Raw genomic sequence first — 17,678 nt, 5'->3', positions numbered from 1 at the left:
GCGCGGCCGCAGGTGCAAAGGAAAAAACCTTAGGAGCAAGGCTAAGTAGGAAGTGTGTTCCCGCCCCGTATTTGTACCCGTTAACCTACATGTTCGCACCTGTTAAAGTGCTTGAATTTCCCATTTAATCACCCATTGTATTACCTTGAGACAAAAGTCATCCCTTGTCACAAACCATCTCCGTCCTCATAGTCGAGGACGAAATCATCATCGCCAACAAGATCGGCCTTCACCTGGAGCAGTTCGGCTACGTGGTAGCCGGTATCTTGCCGCGGGGCGACCAGGCTGTGCTGCACTGCCGCAAGGATCCACCGGATATTCTGCTGCTCGACATCAACCTGAAGGGCAACCTGGACGGGATCGAGACGGCCCGGGTCCTGGAAAAGGAAGGCATCTTCGTGCCCACCATCTACCTGACGGCCAATACCGATCCGGCTACCTTCGAACGGGCAAAAAATACCCGTCCCCACGCCTTCCTCGGCAAGCCTTACGACCAGACGGAGCTGCACCGGGCCATCAGCCTTGCCGTTCAACGTCACCATGCACCTGCGGCCGCGCCAGAAAAAGTCGCACCCGCACCGACGCCCGACGGTTCTCAGCTGCTGAGTGACCGCATTTTCGTTCGCCACAAAGACCACATGGTGAAGGTGTTTCTGAAGGACATTCTGTACGTCTCGGCCGAACGCTCTTACTGCCACATCCACGCCGCGGATACCGAGTACCTGCTGAGTATGCCGATGGGCAAGCTGGCCGAGCAGTTGCACTCTTCGGATTTCCTGCGCGTCCACCGTTCCTACGTCGTCAACCTGCGGCAAATCGATGTGGTGGCCGATGATCACCTTGTGATCGGCAGGGAAGCTATTCCGGTGGGGAAGGAGCAGCGGGCGGAGTTGCTGCGGCGGGTTAATTTGGTGCGGTGAGGACTAGCTCGTCCGCCGAGGCGGCCTTTGGGCCTGACTCGTCGGCCGAGTGATTCGGGTCGTCACAACCTACTCTGCCGACGAGCTAAGCTGCGCAAAGCTCGGCGGACGAGTTAGAAATTGTCGGAGGGGTAAAACGCGGACCGGGAAAATAAAACCCCGGCCCGGGAAAAAGCAGTCAATAAAAAAACGACGAACCTCCGTATGTTTAAGGCCTCACCCGCGCCTTTAACACATTCACCCCTCCTTCCAAATGAAACTGTCCACCAACTTTGCGGGTCGATCTCTCGTTGGACGAGTCAGCTCCTTCGTCGCGCCTCGGCCGACGAGCGATCTTGCAATTGTCCTGTGGCTACTACTAGCAGCAACCACAACCCTAAGTGCGCAAAGCCCAGGGGAAAACGGAAGCGTAGGAATCTTAGCCCTGGAGGATAACGACGTAAACTATCGCCTGATCAGCCACCTGGAGATCCTGTCCGATTCGGCCGGTCTTCTCTCCATCGAAGACGTGAGCACGCAAGCCGTTCAATCAGCATTTCAGGCGTATCGGGCCTACCCGGAGGAGATGACCACCAACCATTGGTACTGGGGGAAGGTCGAGGCCATCAACCGCCTCCCCACGGCGGAAAGTAACCTGGAATGGGTGCTCTATTTTCCGACCAACTGGACTACGCTGGAGGTCTACACCAAAGACGAAACCGGTGCATGGGCCGTTCAGCAAGCCGGGACGCACGTGCCGCTGCGAAAAAAACAGTTTGCCCCTACCGCCTGGGGAAATCTCGTCAAACTATCCCTGCCGCCAGATGCGCCCACCACCATTTACTTCAGGGGGAAGGGAGAAGCCGCTTCCGTTCCGCCTGCCTTCAGCATTTACCTGCAAACGACCGATCGTTTTTATGCCCGGATGAACAAGGTCCGGGTCCGCAACGCCATATTCATCGGCTTTCTGGGAATGATGTTGCTGTACAACCTGATCGTTTACTTCTTTGGCCGCGACCGCAGTTTCCTTTATTACTCCGGCTACCTGCTAATGATCATCGTCTATTCTGCGCAATCCAACGACGACCTTGCCGACTGGTTCGGCGACTACATGTTCGTGGACCATCCGCACCACTACAGCGTTTTTAAGGCGGCGATCTTTATCGGCCTGGCGTGTTACCTGGCGTTCATTCGCAAATTCATTGACCTTAAGCAACTGCTGCCGGGCTGGGACCGGTACTTTCGGGGGCTTACCTACCTTGGTTTATTCCTGTTCTTCGTCCACCAGGTCGTCAGTGTGGTTTCCAACTTCAGCTTTGTCGTGGAGGACCTGGTTTCGGTGCCGTACATCGTGTTGGTGATCGGCTCCTGCGTGGCGGCGCTTTATCCGCTTTACCGGACGGGAGACGCTAATGCCCGTTTCATCTTCGCGGGCATTACGGCCATCAGTATCGGTGCTTTGTTGTCTTTGCTGACCCGGGTGGTGTTCCCGCCGTTCAACATCGTTTTCCTGAAGGTCGGCGTAGTGGCGGAAGTACTGATTTTCTCGCTGGGCCTGGCGTACTGGCAGCGGGAACAGGTGAAGGCGAAGGAAAGGGCTGATTTCGACCTGCGGGAGAGCCGGCTGGTGCAGGAGCAGCAGGAAGTGGAGGCGGGTCTTTTGCGCGAGGACAACCGTAAAAACGCGCTGTTGGCGGAGCGCAGCCGGGAGAATGAGGTCTTGCTCAAGGAGATCCACCACCGGGTGAAGAACAACCTGGAGGTGGTGTCCAGCCTGCTGGAGTTACAGTCCGTCACCCTCACGGACGGGGACGCGCGCGACGCGATGTTGGCCGGTCGCAGCCGGGTGACCACCATGGGCCTGCTGCACCAGAAGCTTTACCAGGGCGATCACCTCGGTACCGTCGGGATGCGGGAATACTTTTCGGATTTGACGCGGAATTTGGGGCACACTTTTGGCGTCAAGGGTCGCGTCACCTTTACGATAAACGTTCCCAAAGACCTCCGGCTCGACATCGACACGGCCGTGCCGCTGGGGTTGATTGCTAATGAGCTGATTACTAACTCTATTAAGTATGCTTTTGAGGGCGCGGCCGCTGGTGCGGTGGAGGTTGAAATGAGCAGGGTGGGGGAGCGCTACCTGCTTGCGGTTAGTGATGATGGTAGCGGTAAGGCTGGTAGCCCGGTTGAGGGTACTGGTTTTGGGACGCGGCTGGTGGGGATGCTGGTGCAGCAGTTGGAGGGGGAGGTTCGGGAGGTGAGCGGTAATGGGGTACGTACGGAGGTGCATTTTTTGGCGCCTTAACAGTAGGAAGTAAGCTAACGTGAGGTACGGATTGAGCGTTGATGATCATTTTACTTCTCCAGTACGTATTGACGCTCCAAGCCGCAAAATCAGCCCCTTACCGAGCCTTTCACCTTCAATAAATCCGGTTGACTTAAAACCGGCTTGAGCATAAATTCCCAAGGGGAATGAATCCTCGAAGTACAGATTAATCTCACCAATTAGCCTACCGCCCAAGCCCCGGTTCGTTTGGAATGTGGCTTCACCTCCTAATTCCATCGCTGACTGATTCCAGAAGTTGGCGTAGGCACTTACCTGTAGCTTTCCTTTTGTGATGTCTGATAACACTCAGCGCTGCGTTTCGTAATAAAGCTACATCCCAAAAATACGGCGTTAACAATAAGCGGCGGTCAATAACCTGCCCCACATCACCGAGACCTCGGAAAACCAAAACCCCGTCCCGGAAACCAAAACCCAGGATTCGGAAAAAACCACCCAAACCCCACCCGAAACCCCCACATCTTTGGAAAAACGTCGGGCGCCAAGTCCGCCGGAAACCCAAAAATCACAGCATCATGTCATTCCTCAAAAACATCCTTTGCACCTGCGGCCCCGCCCTCCTCCTATTCTGTTCCCTGCACGGTCAGGCCCAGGACGATCTTTACCACCTCCTGCGTTTTCACCTCGTGCCGGGCCAGGAGCAAACCTTTATCAACGCTAACGCCGACCACGACGCCAACAACCGGAGCCGTTCCGCCCAGCCACGGCACACCTACGTATACAGCAACAACACCGTGGAAGTCGCCGTGCCCACCCGCGAGCTGACGGATACGGAAAGCGGGCAAACCAACCAGGTGGCCGAACTCGACTGGACGCCCTTCGCGGACTGGACGGAAACGCGTGACCCGAAAACGCTGGCCAGCCTCCTGGCAGCCTACCAGGAGTACCGCCTACGCCGCCGCGCGGACCTGAGCTACGCTCCCGCCGTCCCAACGAAAACTGAACCGGCCCCCTACTATGAAATCGTCACTTACCGCGCCAGGCCCGGCCAACTGGAGAAAGTGCTGGAAATGAGCAGCCAATACGCAGCTCAGATGCGGGAAGTGAAAAGTCCCCTTTCCTTCGATTTTTACACCTATGATCTGGGGGATGCGGTCGAAACTTTTGAGATCGCCTTCCCCGCCAAAGACCCCGACGACCTGGCCGAACGCCGCGCCGTCCACCATGCCAACCTCCCCGAAGCCGTGAAGCGCTTGCGGGCCGAGCTGTCCCTGTACGTCAATGAAGTACGTACGATCACTGGCCGCTATGTCGCTGAATTGTCTACTTCCGGATCCTTACAACTGAATGCAAAACGGTAGCAGGGAAATCGCAAGGCCCGTTTACTGCCCTGAAAGGGTGCTACCTCTAGCGATGGGTTGATCGAAGCCGATAGGCGAAGATCAGCCCATCGCGACTCCGGGCGGCCCTGCGAATGTCTTATACAGTAGCCCCTCTACCTCCCGAAACACAACACAATTCCCAACCCATGTCATCCCTGAAAAAGCACGCCCTGAGCGCCGTGCTCCTACTCCTCCTTTGCCTGCCCCTAACCGCTCAGACCAGCACCGGCCCGGAACCGTCCAGCCTGACGGGCTTGCTGATCGGCCAGGCGGAATCTCCCGTAGCCTACGCCACCGTGGCCCTGATGCGCGATGACTCCGTCTTCGTCAGCGGTACGCTGACGTCTGAATACGGCACCTTTGCCTTCAACGACCTCGCTCCCGGCAACTATTCCCTGAAGATCGACCACCTGGAGTATGAATCCCGGGTGACGGCACCTGAAGTGCTGTTGTCGGGCGACCGAAAAACGTTGCCGGTTATTCAATTACAAACCTCCACGAATGACCTCAGCGAAGTAGTGGTGGTTGGTGACCGCAAGCCGCGCATCGAGGTGAAGGCGGACAAGATCGTCTTCAACGTAGCCGACAGCCCCAGCGCGTCGGGTACCAACGGCCTGGACCTGCTCAAACGCTCCCCCGGTGTAAGGCTGGACATGGACGATAATATCTCCCTACTGGGGAAAAGTGGAGTGCGGGTCTACGTTAACGACGTGCCCTCCCGACTGGCCGGGGCCGATTTGGCGAACTTTCTGCGCAGCCTCGCATCGGACAACGTCCAGTCCATCGAGATCATCTCCAACCCCTCGGCGAAGTACGAAGCGGAAGGAACCGGGGGCGTGATCAACATCCGTACAAAGAAGAACCCGGCGATGGGAACTAACGGCAGCCTGACCTCCAGCTTTCAGCAGGGGCGGTACCTGCGCTACAACAACGGATTGGCCCTGAGCCACGCCGCCGAGCGGATCAGTGCCAACCTGGACGTCACGCAGTCAGACCGCGAGGCTATTGACGGTTTCATCGATAGCAAACGGCAAAACGGCACCACCTTGCTCCTGGATTCCCAAACGAAGACGGACGACCGGGCCGTCAATGTAGCCGCCGGCGTCAACGTTCGCCTGACGGACGACCACACCCTGGACGTTAGCGGGCGTAGCATCATCAGCCGCAACCGCTTTGCCCTCGGGAGCAGGACGGACATCTTTGCGCCTACGCCCAACGACCTCTCCGGCATCCTGATCTCCCCCTCCCTGATGAACCAGCCCTCCCAAAACCATACCCTGAACGGAAACCACCGCTGGCAGATCAACGACAAGAGCAGCCTGACCACCGCCCTGAGCGTCGGCCGGTATACGGACACCGAGGCCATCAGCCAGCCCAACACTCTCTTCAGGCCCGACGGCACCACCGTTCGATCCGTGGAAAACGTGGCCTTTGATTCCAACGTGAACATCGGGTTATGGTCCGCCAAAACGGACTATGAACGGGCGTGGAAGACCATTACCCTGACGACCGGAGCTAAGTTTTCCAGCGTGAGTACCGCCAACTGCTTCAACTTCTTCGACGTGACCGGGGAAGAGCGCCGGCCGAACGCCGCCAAAAGCAACGACTTCGATTATACCGAACGGGTGACCGCCGCCTACGGTAGCGCCACCTGGCAGCTGAACCCCGCCTTTTCGCTGCGCACCGGCCTGCGGGTGGAGCACACCCGCTCGCGGGGCGTACTCGTCAGTATGGCGGACGTAGAAAACCAGGATGTAAGCCGCAGCTACACCGACCTGTTCCCCAACGTGGGGATCTCCTTCGACGGAGCGTCGAAGCACAACTGGGTCCTGAGTGCCGGCCGGCGCATTATGCGGCCTAACTATCAGAACCTGAACCCCTTCGAATCTCCGGTCAGTCAGTTGACGGTTTGGAAGGGTAACCCTTTTCTACAGCCTGCTTATACGAACAACTACCAGGCTTCGTACGCCTATGATCAGCGGCTTGTCGTGACGGGTTCCTACAGTGAGAACCGGGGTTACTTTGCTACGCTTTTCGAGGTGTTGGAAGGCAATCGGAACCAACTTATCCCGCGCAATATGGAACTGGCTACGACGCTGGGTGTATCCGTGAGTTACCCGCTGAAGGTCGCCAAATTCTGGGAGCTCAATACTTTTGCCAACGCTGGCTACAAGACCTACGCCGGGGACCTGGAGGGGACGATAATCGACCTGACGGCCACCACCTGGGACCTTACGCTTCAGCACAATGTCAAGCTGCCCGGCGGTATCCTGCTGGACCTTAGCTACTTCATCGAAAGCGACTGGATCTGGCGGGGCTCCATCCGGGTAAAGGGCAACCAGGAGCTGAACGTCGGGCTGCGCAAGGATTTCCTGGACGGCCGCCTGCAACTGCGCGCCACGGGAACGGACGTATTTCAGACCACCAACGACTACTTCTATACAGGCGACTACGGCGGTATCGCTACCGAGGGCGTGCGCTACTTCGATTCCCGGCGTTTTGGCCTTGGCGCTACCTGGAAGTTCGGCAACCAGCAGGCGAAAGCCGCCAAACGGGCTAAGGGGGCGCTGGATGATGAGCTGGGGCGGATCGGTGGTTAATGGTTCTGTTTTTTGGCGCGGCCGCAGGTGCGATGAATGGTTTGAGGAGCAAGGAAGAACTCCTTCTCTTCGCCAGGTTTGGGTTACACCTCGGAGTAAGTCTGTTTGCCCACAATCCAGCGTTTTCTCCTCCGATGCATCTTTTCAAACGGGCGTTAGCCCAGTTAGAAAAGTTCATCGGAGGTGTAAAACGCTGGACGCAGCTACTAAAATGCTGAATGGCCCACCCCCGGAAACCCATTCCCCCATTCCGGAAACCAAAACCCCAGGTTTGGGAAACAGCCCCAAAAACAAAGGCTAAACACCCCGAGCTTTGGGCAGAACAACAATTAAACATTTTCATTCCAATCAAAAACCCATCCTATATGAAAATCGCCATCATCGGCGGCGCCGGTTTTATCGGTAGCCACGTAACTCAAAGATTCCTTGACGCCGGCCACCGGGTACGCGTTTCCGCTACCCGGCCGGAAGACACCGCCCGCTACGCCCACCTGCACCAGCTACCTGGAGCCTCGGAGCGCCTGGAGATTGTCCAACTGGACCTCCTCAAAGCTGATCAGCTGCCCGTCTTTCTGGAAGGTCAGGAGATTGTTGTCCACTCAGGCACCCCGTTTCAGCTCGCATTTCAGGACGCCGCTGGAGAGCTACTCGACCCAACCATCACCGGCACCAAAAACCTGCTGGCTGCGGTAGCGAAAAACCCGGCCATCAAGCAACTCGTAGTCGTAGCTTCGGTCGCCGCACACAATACCCACTTCCCGCTGGACGTACCTGGCCGGGAAGGTCAAGTCATCTCTGAAGCCGATAAGCCCTATTTCTCGGACCAGGACCACCCCTACGCCCAGGCCAAGTATTTGGCGGACCAGGAGGTACGCAAATTCGTAGAAACTTACGCCGGCGATTGCAGCGTGGTTTCCGTGAGTCCGGTGGGGGTGATGGGCAAGCCTCTTTCCGACCGGGAAGATTCCACCTCCATGGGAATGCAGCACCTGCTTCGGAATAAGATTGCCCCGGATGAATTTTTTCAGTTGCTGTACGACATGGATGCCGCCTTCGCCGTGGTCGACGTGCAAGACGTAGCGCGCGGCATCTGCTCCGCCGCAACTACACCCGGGCTTCACGGCCGGCATTTCCTGCTGTCCGCCGAGTCTTATCCGATTTCCGACCTCACCCTGATGCTGAACGGAAAAGCTCCGGCTGGCGGGCCCCGTACCGTTTATGATGCCGGTGCTAGCAAGCGGATGCTCGGCATGGAGTATGCGCCCGCTACCAATTTCCTGGGACAACCTTTTTCCCGGCTCTGAAACCCAAACCCTCCGGTACGACGCCAAGCGGAAAAGCAACGGTAAACTCATCGACACGCAGGCCGCCCATCTCTGGACGCTGAAAAACGGCAAGGTGACGGCCTTCCAGCAGTACGTCGACACGAAACAACTGGCGGAGGCGGCCAAGTAATACGGCTGCCTTCAAAAAAAGAGCTTACCTACACTGAGATAAGGAAGGTACTTAGGAAGTCCCCGGGATGTAGTAACTTGAATCCAGATTTTTAATTCTACATCAGATTACTATGCAGCAACTTACCCGCCGGGAATTAAACCGAAGATTACTCCAACTTGGTATAGGTTTTCCATTGTTAGCCACAGGCCTTTATGGCTGTGCCGGTACCGAAAAAGCCGAGGAAACGCAAGGGGAGGATTCCGCTGGCGGTACTCCGACCAGTCTTCGCATACTGATTTTGGGCGGGACGAGTTTCATCGGCCCGCACCAGGTGGCTTACGCGCTTAGCCGGGGGCATAAGGTAAGCACGTTTACCCGTGGTAAAACAAAACCTTCCGTTCACGCCGACCTCTTTGATCAGGTAGAAATGCTGATTGGCGACCGGGAAGACAACCTGACTGCACTCGAGAATCGGGAGTGGGACGTCGTTATCGATAACTCCGGACGAAATGTGGATTGGACCACCAGAACCGCCGAATTGCTTAAAGACAAGGTCGGCCTGTACCTTTATACTTCTTCCACCGGTGTGTACTATCCCTATCTGGGAGATGATATCGTTGAAACAACTGAAACCCTGACGGTGGAACCGGAAGGCATTGAAGACGAAGACGAGAAAATTGAGTACTGGTACGGGGTGATGAAAACCAACTCGGAAAACGCGGCAAAAAAAGCCTTTGGCGAAGACCGGACGATCATTGTCCGACCAACCTACATGATTGGGCCTGCGGATTTAACTGACCGCTTCATCTACTGGCCCATTCGGTTAGCCAAAGGGGGCGAAATCATGTTGCCAGGAAAAGCAGAGGACCCCGTGCAGTACATCGACGTTCGGGATGTGGCCGAATGGATAATCCGGTTAGCAGAAGATAAAACGACCGGTACCTTTAATGCCGTGGGCCCGGTGGATGCCGCAACGAATGCTGAATTTGGCCGGAAAGCGATTGAGGTTTTCGACGTCGAGTCGACACTCGTTCAAGTCGACGACTACGATTTCCTCTTGGCGGAGAAGGTTCCTTACCTCGTGCCCTGGGTTCCGCCGATCGGTAAGAATTACGGTTCCTCTCTGGTCAGTAACAAGAAAGCACTGGCTACTGGCCTTACCTGCCGTAGCCTGGCCACCAGCATAAAGGATACCCATGACTGGTGGTACTCCGATGCGCTTACGGAGGAGCGACGTCAGGAATATGAAGGGAAGGAAGACGGGCTGTTGGCCAGGGAAGGAGATATTCTTGCGCGATGGAAGGAGCGACAGGGGTAGGGCTTTGCGTCTACCTTTGGTGGTCGGCCGACGACTTAAGCTTCAGGGACGATCTATTTCTTTTTCAATCAATTAGGTCAGCTGTTCATTTGATAACTCACCGGTAAACCACGTCTACGCAACCTCAACGTTTCTCCAACAAACTATTTGCATGCTTAAATACCTTCTGCTCACTTCCTTCTTCTTTACTTGTGGGACTGGCTACTCCCAAGCCGAAGTTGATAGTAACAAGGTTATCCGGGTGCTAACGCTGAACATCCTCCACGGTGCCACTACGAATGGCGATTTTGACCTCGACGCTATCGCTAAAGTCATCATAGAAGCACGGCCGGACTTCGTAGCATTACAGGAGGTAGATTTCAAAACCAGGCGGGCAAAAGGTTATGATCTTGCTACGGAACTCGGCTGGCGGGCTAAGCTGCAATCGCTGTTTGGCCGGGCCATGAAGTACGATGGTGGGGAGTACGGGGAGGGCGTATTATCCGGGTTCACCCTGTTGAGTAGTAAGAACCATGCCCTGCCGCACTCTCCGGAGAACGAGCCCAGGGCGGCGCTGGAGGTGATGACGGAAACTGCCTCGGGAGACACCGTCGTCTTCATCGGCACTCACCTGGACCACGTCAGCGACGATACCGACCGGGTGGCCCAGGCTACGGCCATCAACAGCATTTTTTCCGGCGGTAAGCATCCGATGATCCTGGCTGGTGACCTGAACGATGTTCCCGGCAGTAAAACCATCAACATTTTTGAGTCGATGTGGGAGGCTTCTTACCGGGAAGGTTACGGCTTCGGTATTCCCCGTCCGACTCCAGCCTCGGTCCTGCAGCAGCATGCTGCCAATACCTATCCATCGGATGCACCGGTAAAGAAGATTGACTACGTCCTGTTTTATCCCCATCATCGCTGGCGGGTCCTGCAAAATTATCCCATCTGCGATGCCGTAGCCTCGGATCATTGTGGGTATTTGGTGGTGCTGGAATTGGTGGATTGAAAGCAGTAGGCCAATCTATATTTTACTTCAGATAATCATATTGGGTTGAGCGACTGTGTCACGATTATTTAATGACGGTTCGGGATATAATCGTGCAACCCAGACCACGAAACTTCAGAAACGATCCACCAGCAAGCCCACATCAAAACTTTTTTCTAATTTGACAGCGCTAACAAGCTTCAAGAGTTCTAACCACACACCCTCCAAATGACTAAGTTTTTCCTCCCCTTGCTTCTGCTAATCTCCCTTTGCACCAGCGTCCGCGCCCAAACCAGCAACAGTGAAGAAGATCGGCCACTAACTTATTACCTGCCCGACCTGGATTATAACCCGGACATCACCACGCCCAAAGAATTCCTGGGCTGGCAAGTTGGCGATTGGCACGTCAGCCACGACTTGCAGCAAGCCTACATGCGCCTGCTGGCCAGCCAAAGTGATCGTATGGTGCTGGAGGAAATCGGCCGGACCTACGAAGACCGCCCGCTGCTGAACCTGATCGTAACCACCCCCGCCAACCACGCCAAATTGGAAGACCTGCGGGTGATGCACGAGTTCTGGAATGAACGCGGCAGTAACGTTAAGGCCAGTGACCTGAAAGATGTTCCGGCTGTACTCTATCAGGGCTTCAGCATCCACGGTAACGAACCAAGTGGTGGTAATGCCGCTCTGATGGTCGCCTATTACCTCGCTGCTGCTCCGGACGCAACCCTGAGTAAACTACTGGATAAGAACATCATCCTTTTTGATCCTTGCTACAACCCCGACGGCTTCAACCGCTTCGCCAGCTGGGCCAACAGCCACAAGAACAAGGTGATGACCGCCGATGGTAACGATCGGGAGTACAACGAAGCCTACCCGCGCGGCCGGACAAATCACTACTGGTTTGACCTTAACCGCGACTGGTTACCCGTGCAGCACCCCGAAAGCCGGGCCCGTATCAAGCAGTTCCACGAATGGCAGCCGAACGTCCTGACCGACCACCACGAAATGGGTAAAGACGCCACCTTCTTTTTCATGCCCGGTGAGCCGACGCGGATCCACCCGATGACGCCACAGATAAACCAGGACCTGACGGCCAAGATCGGAAAGTACCATGCCAAAGCACTGGATGCGATCGGCTCACTTTACTACTCTGGTGAAGGCTACGATGATTTTTACTACGGAAAGGGTTCGACCTACCCCGACATCAACGGCTGCGTCGGTATCCTCTTCGAGCAGGCCAGCTCGCGCGGTCATCTGCAGGAGACGGAGAACGGACTGCTGAGCTTTGCGTTTACGGTGCGTAATCAGGTTGCGACGGCCCTGAGTACGCATGCGGCTTTTGCTGATCTGCGCGATGAACTGCTGAATTACCAGCGGGAGTTCAATCATAATGGCGTCAGCGACGCCGGCTACGTCGTCGACGTAGACGGCGACCCGGGCCGCGCCCGGGAAATGATGGAGTTGATGCGCCGCCATGACGTGAACGTGAAACAGGACGGAGACGGACAACCCTCGCGCTACTTCGTTCGGGAAACCCCCTTCACTAAGGCGGTTTTTGAACCCATCCTGAAATTTGAGGACAGCCTCTTTTACGATGTGTCCACTTTCGTGATTCCTTACGCCTTTAACCTGCCGGCTAAGTACGCTACCAAAATGCCCGCTGGTGGCGACTGGATGCCTTACGGCGGTACCGGCATGGAGTACAACCCAGGGACGCAGGTAGCCACCTACGCTTACCTCTTGGGCCCGGATGACTATTACTCGCCAAAGGCCATTTACCAGCTGCTGGATGCAGGCGTAAACGTGAAAGTCAGTGACAAAAGCTTCACCATCAACGGGAAGACATTTGCTCCCGGTACGGTGATGATTCCAGTAGAGAATAACCAGACGATGACCCCGCTCGATCTGCACCGCCTGCTCGACGATGTATCTGACGCAACCGGCCTGAAATTTACCGGCGTTGATACCGGCAGCCCGGAACAGGGCCTGATGATGGGCTCCCGCTCCGCTTACCAAACGTTGCGGAAGCCTGAGATTGCCCTGTTGGTAGAAGGAGGCACGAGCAGTCTGGAGGTCGCGGATACCTGGCATTTGCTGGACCAGCGCTTCGGTATCCCGGTCACCAAGCTTCCGTTGGATCGGGTTGGTCGTGCTGACCTTAGCCGTTATAATACCATCATCATGGTCGATGGCAGCTACGGCGATTTGGGTGCCAGCGGCACTGAGGCAATAAAAGACTGGATGGGTTCAGGCAATGTCTTGATCACCCAGAAACGTGCAGCCACCTGGGCGGCAGCCAATAACCTGGCCAGGATCACGACCCGGGCAAATAAAAACCCGGATGCGGATGATAAATCGCGGCGGCCCTATTCCCGCGCCTCACGTGATGGCGGCGGCCGGGTGCTGGGTGGTGCCATTTTCGAGGCAAAGGGTGACCTGACGCACCCGCTGATGTTTGGCCTCAGGCGGGCTGATATTCCAGTGTTTAAGCGTAGCACCCTGATATTTGAACCAACAAAGAACCCCTACGCCTCTCCATTGATGTATGGTGATAATTCGTTGATGAGTGGCTATTCTCCACGTGGTTTTGAAAAGCAATTGGGAAATTCTGCCGCGATCATTGTCAGTGGCGCCGGCGGCGGCCGATCCATTAACTTTGCCGATAATATGAACTTCCGCGCCTTTTGGTACGGTACGAACCGACTGTTCATGAATGCAATTATTTTTGGAGATACCGTTAGTCGGTCCGGTATGGAGTAGGCCTGTTGATCGGGACGCTGTGCGTCGGGTGTACTAATTGCCGGCCTTTCATTTTACTGGTGAAGGTATTCTCATTTCTTTGTTACGCTCGACGCGTAACAGGGTAATTGTAAGGTTTACCAATCGCTTGATTTGAACAACTAAAACGTGGGGGTGAACCCACACGCTACAAGAGACGGACCTCCGGCCCTACCTGTTCAGGGCCGGAGGTCCTCTTTTGTAGCAAGGTCGTTCATGGCCTTGTCTTCGTTAGTAACCTGGCGATTACCCTGCGACGTACAGCCTCCCGATCAATGATTTTCGGATTTTTCCTTATATTTAGTATGGTCGGGGAGCTTGATCCCCCGATTAATGCCATTGGTACGTCCAACAAGTTCTAAATCCCTAAATCTGAACAAATGATTACTTACTGCTGCCGGATGTCCGGCGTATTCGCCGTGTTTCTTTTTTGTTGTTTCGGCCTGATGGCCCAGACCAATATTTCAGGAACCATTAACCAATACAGTTCCGTAAACTCAATTGATTACCCGGGCAACAGCGTAACTGTTTCCGACCCGGGCTTTTTTGCCGTTGGGGACCAGGTATTATTGATCCAGATGCAGGGCGCGACCATCAATGAGACGAATTCGAGCAGTTTCGGAGACATTTCCTCCTATGGTGGTGCCGGTAATTATGAACTGGCGACCGTTTGTGACGTCACCGGAAGCGTGGTTATTCTGGAAAATGACCTGGTGCATTCGGATTATGATCCGGCGGGGCAGGTACAACTAATCACGGTTCCGGTCTATGCAGATGCCACAGTTGATGCTGAGCTTACGGGCCAGGCCTGGGATGGTACGACTGGTGGGGTAGTGGTACTATCGGTCACTAATGACCTAACCCTTAATGCGCCGATCAATATGGACGGTAAGGGCTTTAGAGGCGGAGCTTTTGAAAATGCTGTTTCGAATTGTGTCTGGTTTCTGGGGGTGAATAACTATTTCTATGACACCCAAAATGACGGTGGAGGTAAAAAAGGCGAAAGTATTGCCTCATACATCAGTGCAAAAGAGTACGGAAGGGGCGCACAAGCAGCTGGTGGAGGCGGCGGCAATGACCATAACAGCGGTGGCGGAGGTGGCGCGAACGCAGGTGCAGGGGGCGTTGGAGGAGAAGACATCAGCACCGGAGCATTTAATTGTGATGGGGAATTTCCGGGACAAGGAGGAAAACTACCGGCCCTAAACAGCAACCGGATCTTCCCGGGCAGCGGCGGTGGTGCCGGAGACGGTAATAACAATGTTGGTACCAGCGGAGGTAACGGTGGTGGCATTATTTTGATCTTCACCAGTACCCTCACGGTTGGTACGTCGGCTTCGATTTCGGCCAACGGTATCGCTGCAGCAAACACGACTGCCGGAGACGGTGCCGGGGGCGGTGGTGCCGGGGGAAGCATCTATCTGGAGGCTTCTTCTGTATCCGGAACGCCCGTACTGTCCGCCGTTGGTGGAAAAGGCGGTGATGTCAATAATGGAAATTTAAACCGTTGCTTCGGCCCGGGTGGCGGTGGTGGCGGAGGTCTTATCCGTACGAACCTGACTTTACCCGGCGCAAGTTTAGTGGTGGCCGGAGGTGTGGCCGGAGAAAGCCTGAATACCACGGCTGCCGGTTGTACTGGCAGCACTGGATCTGCAGCCGGAGGCGCGGGGATGGTACTTAGCGACGTTGTTCCGAGTGGGACCGTGCTTTCTCCGGCTTGTAGTGCCCTCCCCGTAAGTTGGCAAGGGATACAATTAGAACTAAGGTCCAAGACGACCCTGCTCTCCTGGTCCGTCTCGGGTCAGGAAGACAATGACTACTTCACCGTTGAGCGTAGTGCCGATGGAAGGGCTTTTGAGGAGCTGGGCCGCGCAGCGGCCACCGAAGCAACGTCCTACTCGTTCACCGACCGTGACCCGCTGGCCGGTAATTCCTTCTACCGGGTACGGCAGACGGATTTCGACGGTCAGTTCAGCTTTTCTCCGGTGGTGAACAGCCGACGGGCTTACCCGGAAATTCGGCTGTATCCCACTCTGGCTAAGGCCGGAGAAATGGTGAACCTTGAATTGCCGGAAGACCTGCAGCAAGGCGATATTCACGTTAGCCTACTCGATCAGAACGGCCGGACCATATGGCAAAAGCTTACTTCTGGCGAGGCTGTTCAGCCGCTACAAACCATTGATTTGCCGGAAGGGCTGTATCTGGTAAACCTGCGTAATGAGCGGGTGAATTGGACGGGGAGGTTGGTGATTGTTCGATAGCGGGAGCGTTTTTAACGCTGCCATGATTTCGCGTAGCGACTATACATTAGTTACCCTGGACGAAGTTCAGGGTAACGGACAGGGAGCCTACTATATTCGACGCGCAGCGTCGCAAATTCATGGTGCTATCTCGTTACCTGGGACTGCGTCGTGCCTCCTTGTCCCAGGCAACTTAATGTGTAGTCGCTACGAGACATGCGCTAATTGATATCCTTTCCCTGCACCTGCGCCCCCGCCCGCCAAACCATCCCGAAAACTCATCTCTACCCCTATGAGAAACCTGTTACTTACGCTTTTACTCGTGGGGAGTTACCTCCACGCCCAGCAAACTGTATCTCCAAAGTTCGATACCATCACCGTCACCTTCGACCTATGGGAGCAGCCTTACCTGCATACGGCCGCCGCCAAAGACACCACCCGGGAAAACTAGAACTTCAGTATGACCGGCAACTGGCTGTCCTTTTCGGGGAACGCTGCTGAAGCGAATCAGGTAATGGACGCGTACGCCCGGGAGATGGGGATGGACACCGCCCGTTTCGAAAACTTGCGGGACAACTTCAGCCCCGTCTCTGCCATCGCAACATTACTGCAAGATGCCGAAAAGCACGAAATCGTTATCATCAACGAAGCCCACCACGAACCCCGCCACCGGGTGTTCACCCGGCAAATGCTACAGGGCCTCTACGACCGTGGCTACCGCTACTTCGGTCTGGAAACCCTCGCCAGTTTCGGTTCGGTCGATTCCTTAATGAAGGCTGGGCATTACCCCTCCCTGAAATCAGGGTACTACACCCGACAACTCGATTTTACTGCTCGCTGGTAATCTGAATCATCTTATCCTCCACCAATCTTACCAGGTCAATATAACGTTGGGTACGCTTGGTTTCCCGGTTCCTGTCTAAAGGGAGGTCGACGTGAACGTGCTCAGTAAACCGGCTGGGTGCTGGCTTCATCATGTAGATATCGTCGGCCAGGTAGACCGCCTCCGGGATGTCGTGGGTCACAAAAACGATGGTGGGATGAATGCTGTGCCAGATTTCCATCAGCAGGTCCTGCATTTGCAGCCGGGTGTTGATGTCGAGGGCACCGAAGGGTTCATCCATCAGCAGGATGTCCGGATTAGCGATGAGGGACCGGGCAATGGCGACGCGCTGTAGCTGTCCGCCGGAGAGGGTAGGGTACTGCGCAAATTTCTCTTCGTGGCCAGCCAGGCCGACGAGTTCGATCATCTCCCGGGCCCGGGTTTCGCGCTCTTTGGCGTCAACGCCCTGGTATTCGAGGGGAAGGGCTACGTTTTCAAGCACGGTCCGCCAGGGAAGGCTGGAATATTGCTGGAACACCATGCCGACGCGGGGCGCCTCCTCAATGGGTTTGCCCTTTACCAGGATAGTACCCTCAGTGGGGCGTTGCAGACCGGCGATGTAGCGGAGAACGGTGCTTTTGCCGGCGCCGGAGGCGCCGAGGATAACGACGAACTGTCCCTGAGCAGGTTTGTCTTCCACGAGCAGGTCCAACCCGTCGATGATGAAGTTTTTACCGCCGTCGTAAGACTGCCGGATGCCGCGGAGCTCAATGATGTTTTCCTGGTGGGTGTCGGTAAAATTTGGCATTTTATTATTCTTAGCTCGTCGGCCGAGGCGGGCGCTAGCCCTGGCTCGTCCGCCGAGCGGGTAAACATTTGAGGCCCTTTCTCCGTCAATCGTTAAACGGTCAACTAAAGCGATTGGCACCTATGGTTAATCAGCG

14 protein-coding genes are annotated in these 17,678 nt (G+C 55.6%); 12 read left to right on the top strand and 2 right to left on the bottom strand.

The window, feature by feature from the left end; translation table 11 throughout:
* Nucleotides 1-164 precede the first annotated feature (164 nt).
* Nucleotides 165-920 carry a LytR/AlgR family response regulator transcription factor gene (locus tag B036_RS0104645; RefSeq protein WP_020567524.1) on the top strand — a complete coding sequence of 252 codons (756 nt, stop codon included), beginning with the start codon at nt 165-167 and terminating at the stop codon, nt 918-920.
* A gap of 253 nt (nt 921-1,173) precedes the next feature.
* Nucleotides 1,174-3,204, top strand: coding sequence for a 7TM diverse intracellular signaling domain-containing protein (locus tag B036_RS31650; protein ID WP_020567523.1), 2,031 nt, complete (start codon nt 1,174-1,176; stop codon nt 3,202-3,204).
* A gap of 45 nt (nt 3,205-3,249) precedes the next feature.
* Here the strand turns inward: B036_RS31650 and B036_RS0104635 are convergent, their stop codons facing one another.
* Nucleotides 3,250-3,531 carry a hypothetical protein gene (locus B036_RS0104635; RefSeq protein WP_020567522.1) on the bottom strand — a complete coding sequence of 94 codons (282 nt, stop codon included), beginning with the start codon at nt 3,529-3,531 and terminating at the stop codon, nt 3,250-3,252.
* 227 nt (nt 3,532-3,758) lie between these two features.
* On the opposite strand from B036_RS0104635, the gene B036_RS0104630 reads away from it, so the two are divergent.
* From B036_RS0104630 to B036_RS0104580, 10 genes are all read left to right on the top strand, one after another.
* A complete protein-coding gene (locus tag B036_RS0104630) occupies nt 3,759-4,544 on the top strand; it encodes a hypothetical protein (RefSeq protein WP_020567521.1) in 786 nt (261 codons plus the stop codon).
* 167 nt (nt 4,545-4,711) lie between these two features.
* On the top strand, nt 4,712-7,165 hold the full coding sequence (locus B036_RS0104625; protein ID WP_020567520.1) for a TonB-dependent receptor domain-containing protein: 2,454 nt from the start codon (nt 4,712-4,714) through the stop codon (nt 7,163-7,165).
* 365 nt (nt 7,166-7,530) lie between these two features.
* A complete protein-coding gene (locus B036_RS0104615) occupies nt 7,531-8,469 on the top strand; it encodes an NAD-dependent epimerase/dehydratase family protein (RefSeq protein WP_026231691.1) in 939 nt (312 codons plus the stop codon).
* On the top strand, nt 8,423-8,620 hold the full coding sequence (locus tag B036_RS0104610) for a nuclear transport factor 2 family protein (protein WP_020567517.1): 198 nt from the start codon (nt 8,423-8,425) through the stop codon (nt 8,618-8,620). The genes B036_RS0104615 and B036_RS0104610 overlap by 47 nt, the downstream gene beginning before the upstream one ends.
* Before the next feature lie 112 nt (nt 8,621-8,732).
* Nucleotides 8,733-9,920, top strand: coding sequence for an NAD-dependent epimerase/dehydratase family protein (locus B036_RS28070; protein ID WP_020567516.1), 1,188 nt, complete (start codon nt 8,733-8,735; stop codon nt 9,918-9,920).
* Nucleotides 9,921-10,071: 151 nt separating this feature from the next.
* Entirely contained in the window at nt 10,072-10,911 is an 840-nt protein-coding gene (locus B036_RS0104600; RefSeq protein ID WP_020567515.1) for an endonuclease/exonuclease/phosphatase family protein, read from the top strand.
* A gap of 207 nt (nt 10,912-11,118) precedes the next feature.
* The gene (locus B036_RS0104595; RefSeq protein WP_020567514.1) at nt 11,119-13,653 is read left to right on the top strand and encodes a M14 family zinc carboxypeptidase; all 2,535 of its coding nucleotides are present in this window, start codon (nt 11,119-11,121) and stop codon (nt 13,651-13,653) included.
* A gap of 398 nt (nt 13,654-14,051) precedes the next feature.
* Nucleotides 14,052-15,932, top strand: a complete 1,881-nt coding sequence (locus B036_RS31645; protein ID WP_026231690.1) for a T9SS type A sorting domain-containing protein — start codon at nt 14,052-14,054, stop codon at nt 15,930-15,932.
* A 271-nt stretch (nt 15,933-16,203) separates the two neighbouring features.
* Nucleotides 16,204-16,362, top strand: coding sequence for a hypothetical protein (locus B036_RS33410; protein ID WP_020567512.1), 159 nt, complete (start codon nt 16,204-16,206; stop codon nt 16,360-16,362).
* A 9-nt stretch (nt 16,363-16,371) separates the two neighbouring features.
* Nucleotides 16,372-16,755 (top strand): hypothetical protein, encoded by a 384-nt coding sequence (locus B036_RS0104580; RefSeq protein ID WP_020567511.1) that lies wholly within the window; start codon nt 16,372-16,374, stop codon nt 16,753-16,755.
* Here the strand turns inward: B036_RS0104580 and B036_RS0104575 are convergent.
* The gene (locus B036_RS0104575) at nt 16,739-17,542 is read right to left on the bottom strand and encodes an ABC transporter ATP-binding protein (RefSeq protein ID WP_020567510.1); all 804 of its coding nucleotides are present in this window, start codon (nt 17,540-17,542) and stop codon (nt 16,739-16,741) included. The genes B036_RS0104580 and B036_RS0104575 overlap by 17 nt on opposite strands.
* Between the last annotated feature and the right edge of the window lie 136 nt (nt 17,543-17,678).

Source organism: Neolewinella persica DSM 23188 (assembly GCF_000373105.1).
In the GTDB taxonomy this organism is placed as follows: domain Bacteria; phylum Bacteroidota; class Bacteroidia; order Chitinophagales; family Saprospiraceae; genus Neolewinella; species Neolewinella persica.
The sequence above is the reverse complement of the archived record's forward strand: the minus strand, read 5'-3'. Positions and strand labels throughout refer to the sequence as shown.

Bases quoted from the DNA above. Each gene is read 5' to 3' on its own strand.
- B036_RS0104610 (WP_020567517.1), top strand. From the start codon at position 8,423: ATGCGCCCGCTACCAATTTCCTGGGACAACCTTTTTCCCGGCTCTGAA.
- B036_RS31650 (WP_020567523.1), top strand. From the start codon at position 1,174: ATGAAACTGTCCACCAACTTTGCGGGTCGATCTCTCGTTGGACGAGTC.
- B036_RS0104595 (WP_020567514.1), top strand. From the start codon at position 11,119: ATGACTAAGTTTTTCCTCCCCTTGCTTCTGCTAATCTCCCTTTGCACC.
- B036_RS0104630 (WP_020567521.1), top strand. From the start codon at position 3,759: ATGTCATTCCTCAAAAACATCCTTTGCACCTGCGGCCCCGCCCTCCTC.
- B036_RS0104600 (WP_020567515.1), top strand. From the start codon at position 10,072: ATGCTTAAATACCTTCTGCTCACTTCCTTCTTCTTTACTTGTGGGACT.
- B036_RS0104580 (WP_020567511.1), top strand. From the start codon at position 16,372: ATGACCGGCAACTGGCTGTCCTTTTCGGGGAACGCTGCTGAAGCGAAT.
- B036_RS28070 (WP_020567516.1), top strand. From the start codon at position 8,733: ATGCAGCAACTTACCCGCCGGGAATTAAACCGAAGATTACTCCAACTT.
- B036_RS31645 (WP_026231690.1), top strand. From the start codon at position 14,052: ATGATTACTTACTGCTGCCGGATGTCCGGCGTATTCGCCGTGTTTCTT.
- B036_RS0104615 (WP_026231691.1), top strand. From the start codon at position 7,531: ATGAAAATCGCCATCATCGGCGGCGCCGGTTTTATCGGTAGCCACGTA.
- B036_RS33410 (WP_020567512.1), top strand. From the start codon at position 16,204: ATGAGAAACCTGTTACTTACGCTTTTACTCGTGGGGAGTTACCTCCAC.
- B036_RS0104575 (WP_020567510.1), bottom strand. From the start codon at position 17,542: ATGCCAAATTTTACCGACACCCACCAGGAAAACATCATTGAGCTCCGC.
- B036_RS0104625 (WP_020567520.1), top strand. From the start codon at position 4,712: ATGTCATCCCTGAAAAAGCACGCCCTGAGCGCCGTGCTCCTACTCCTC.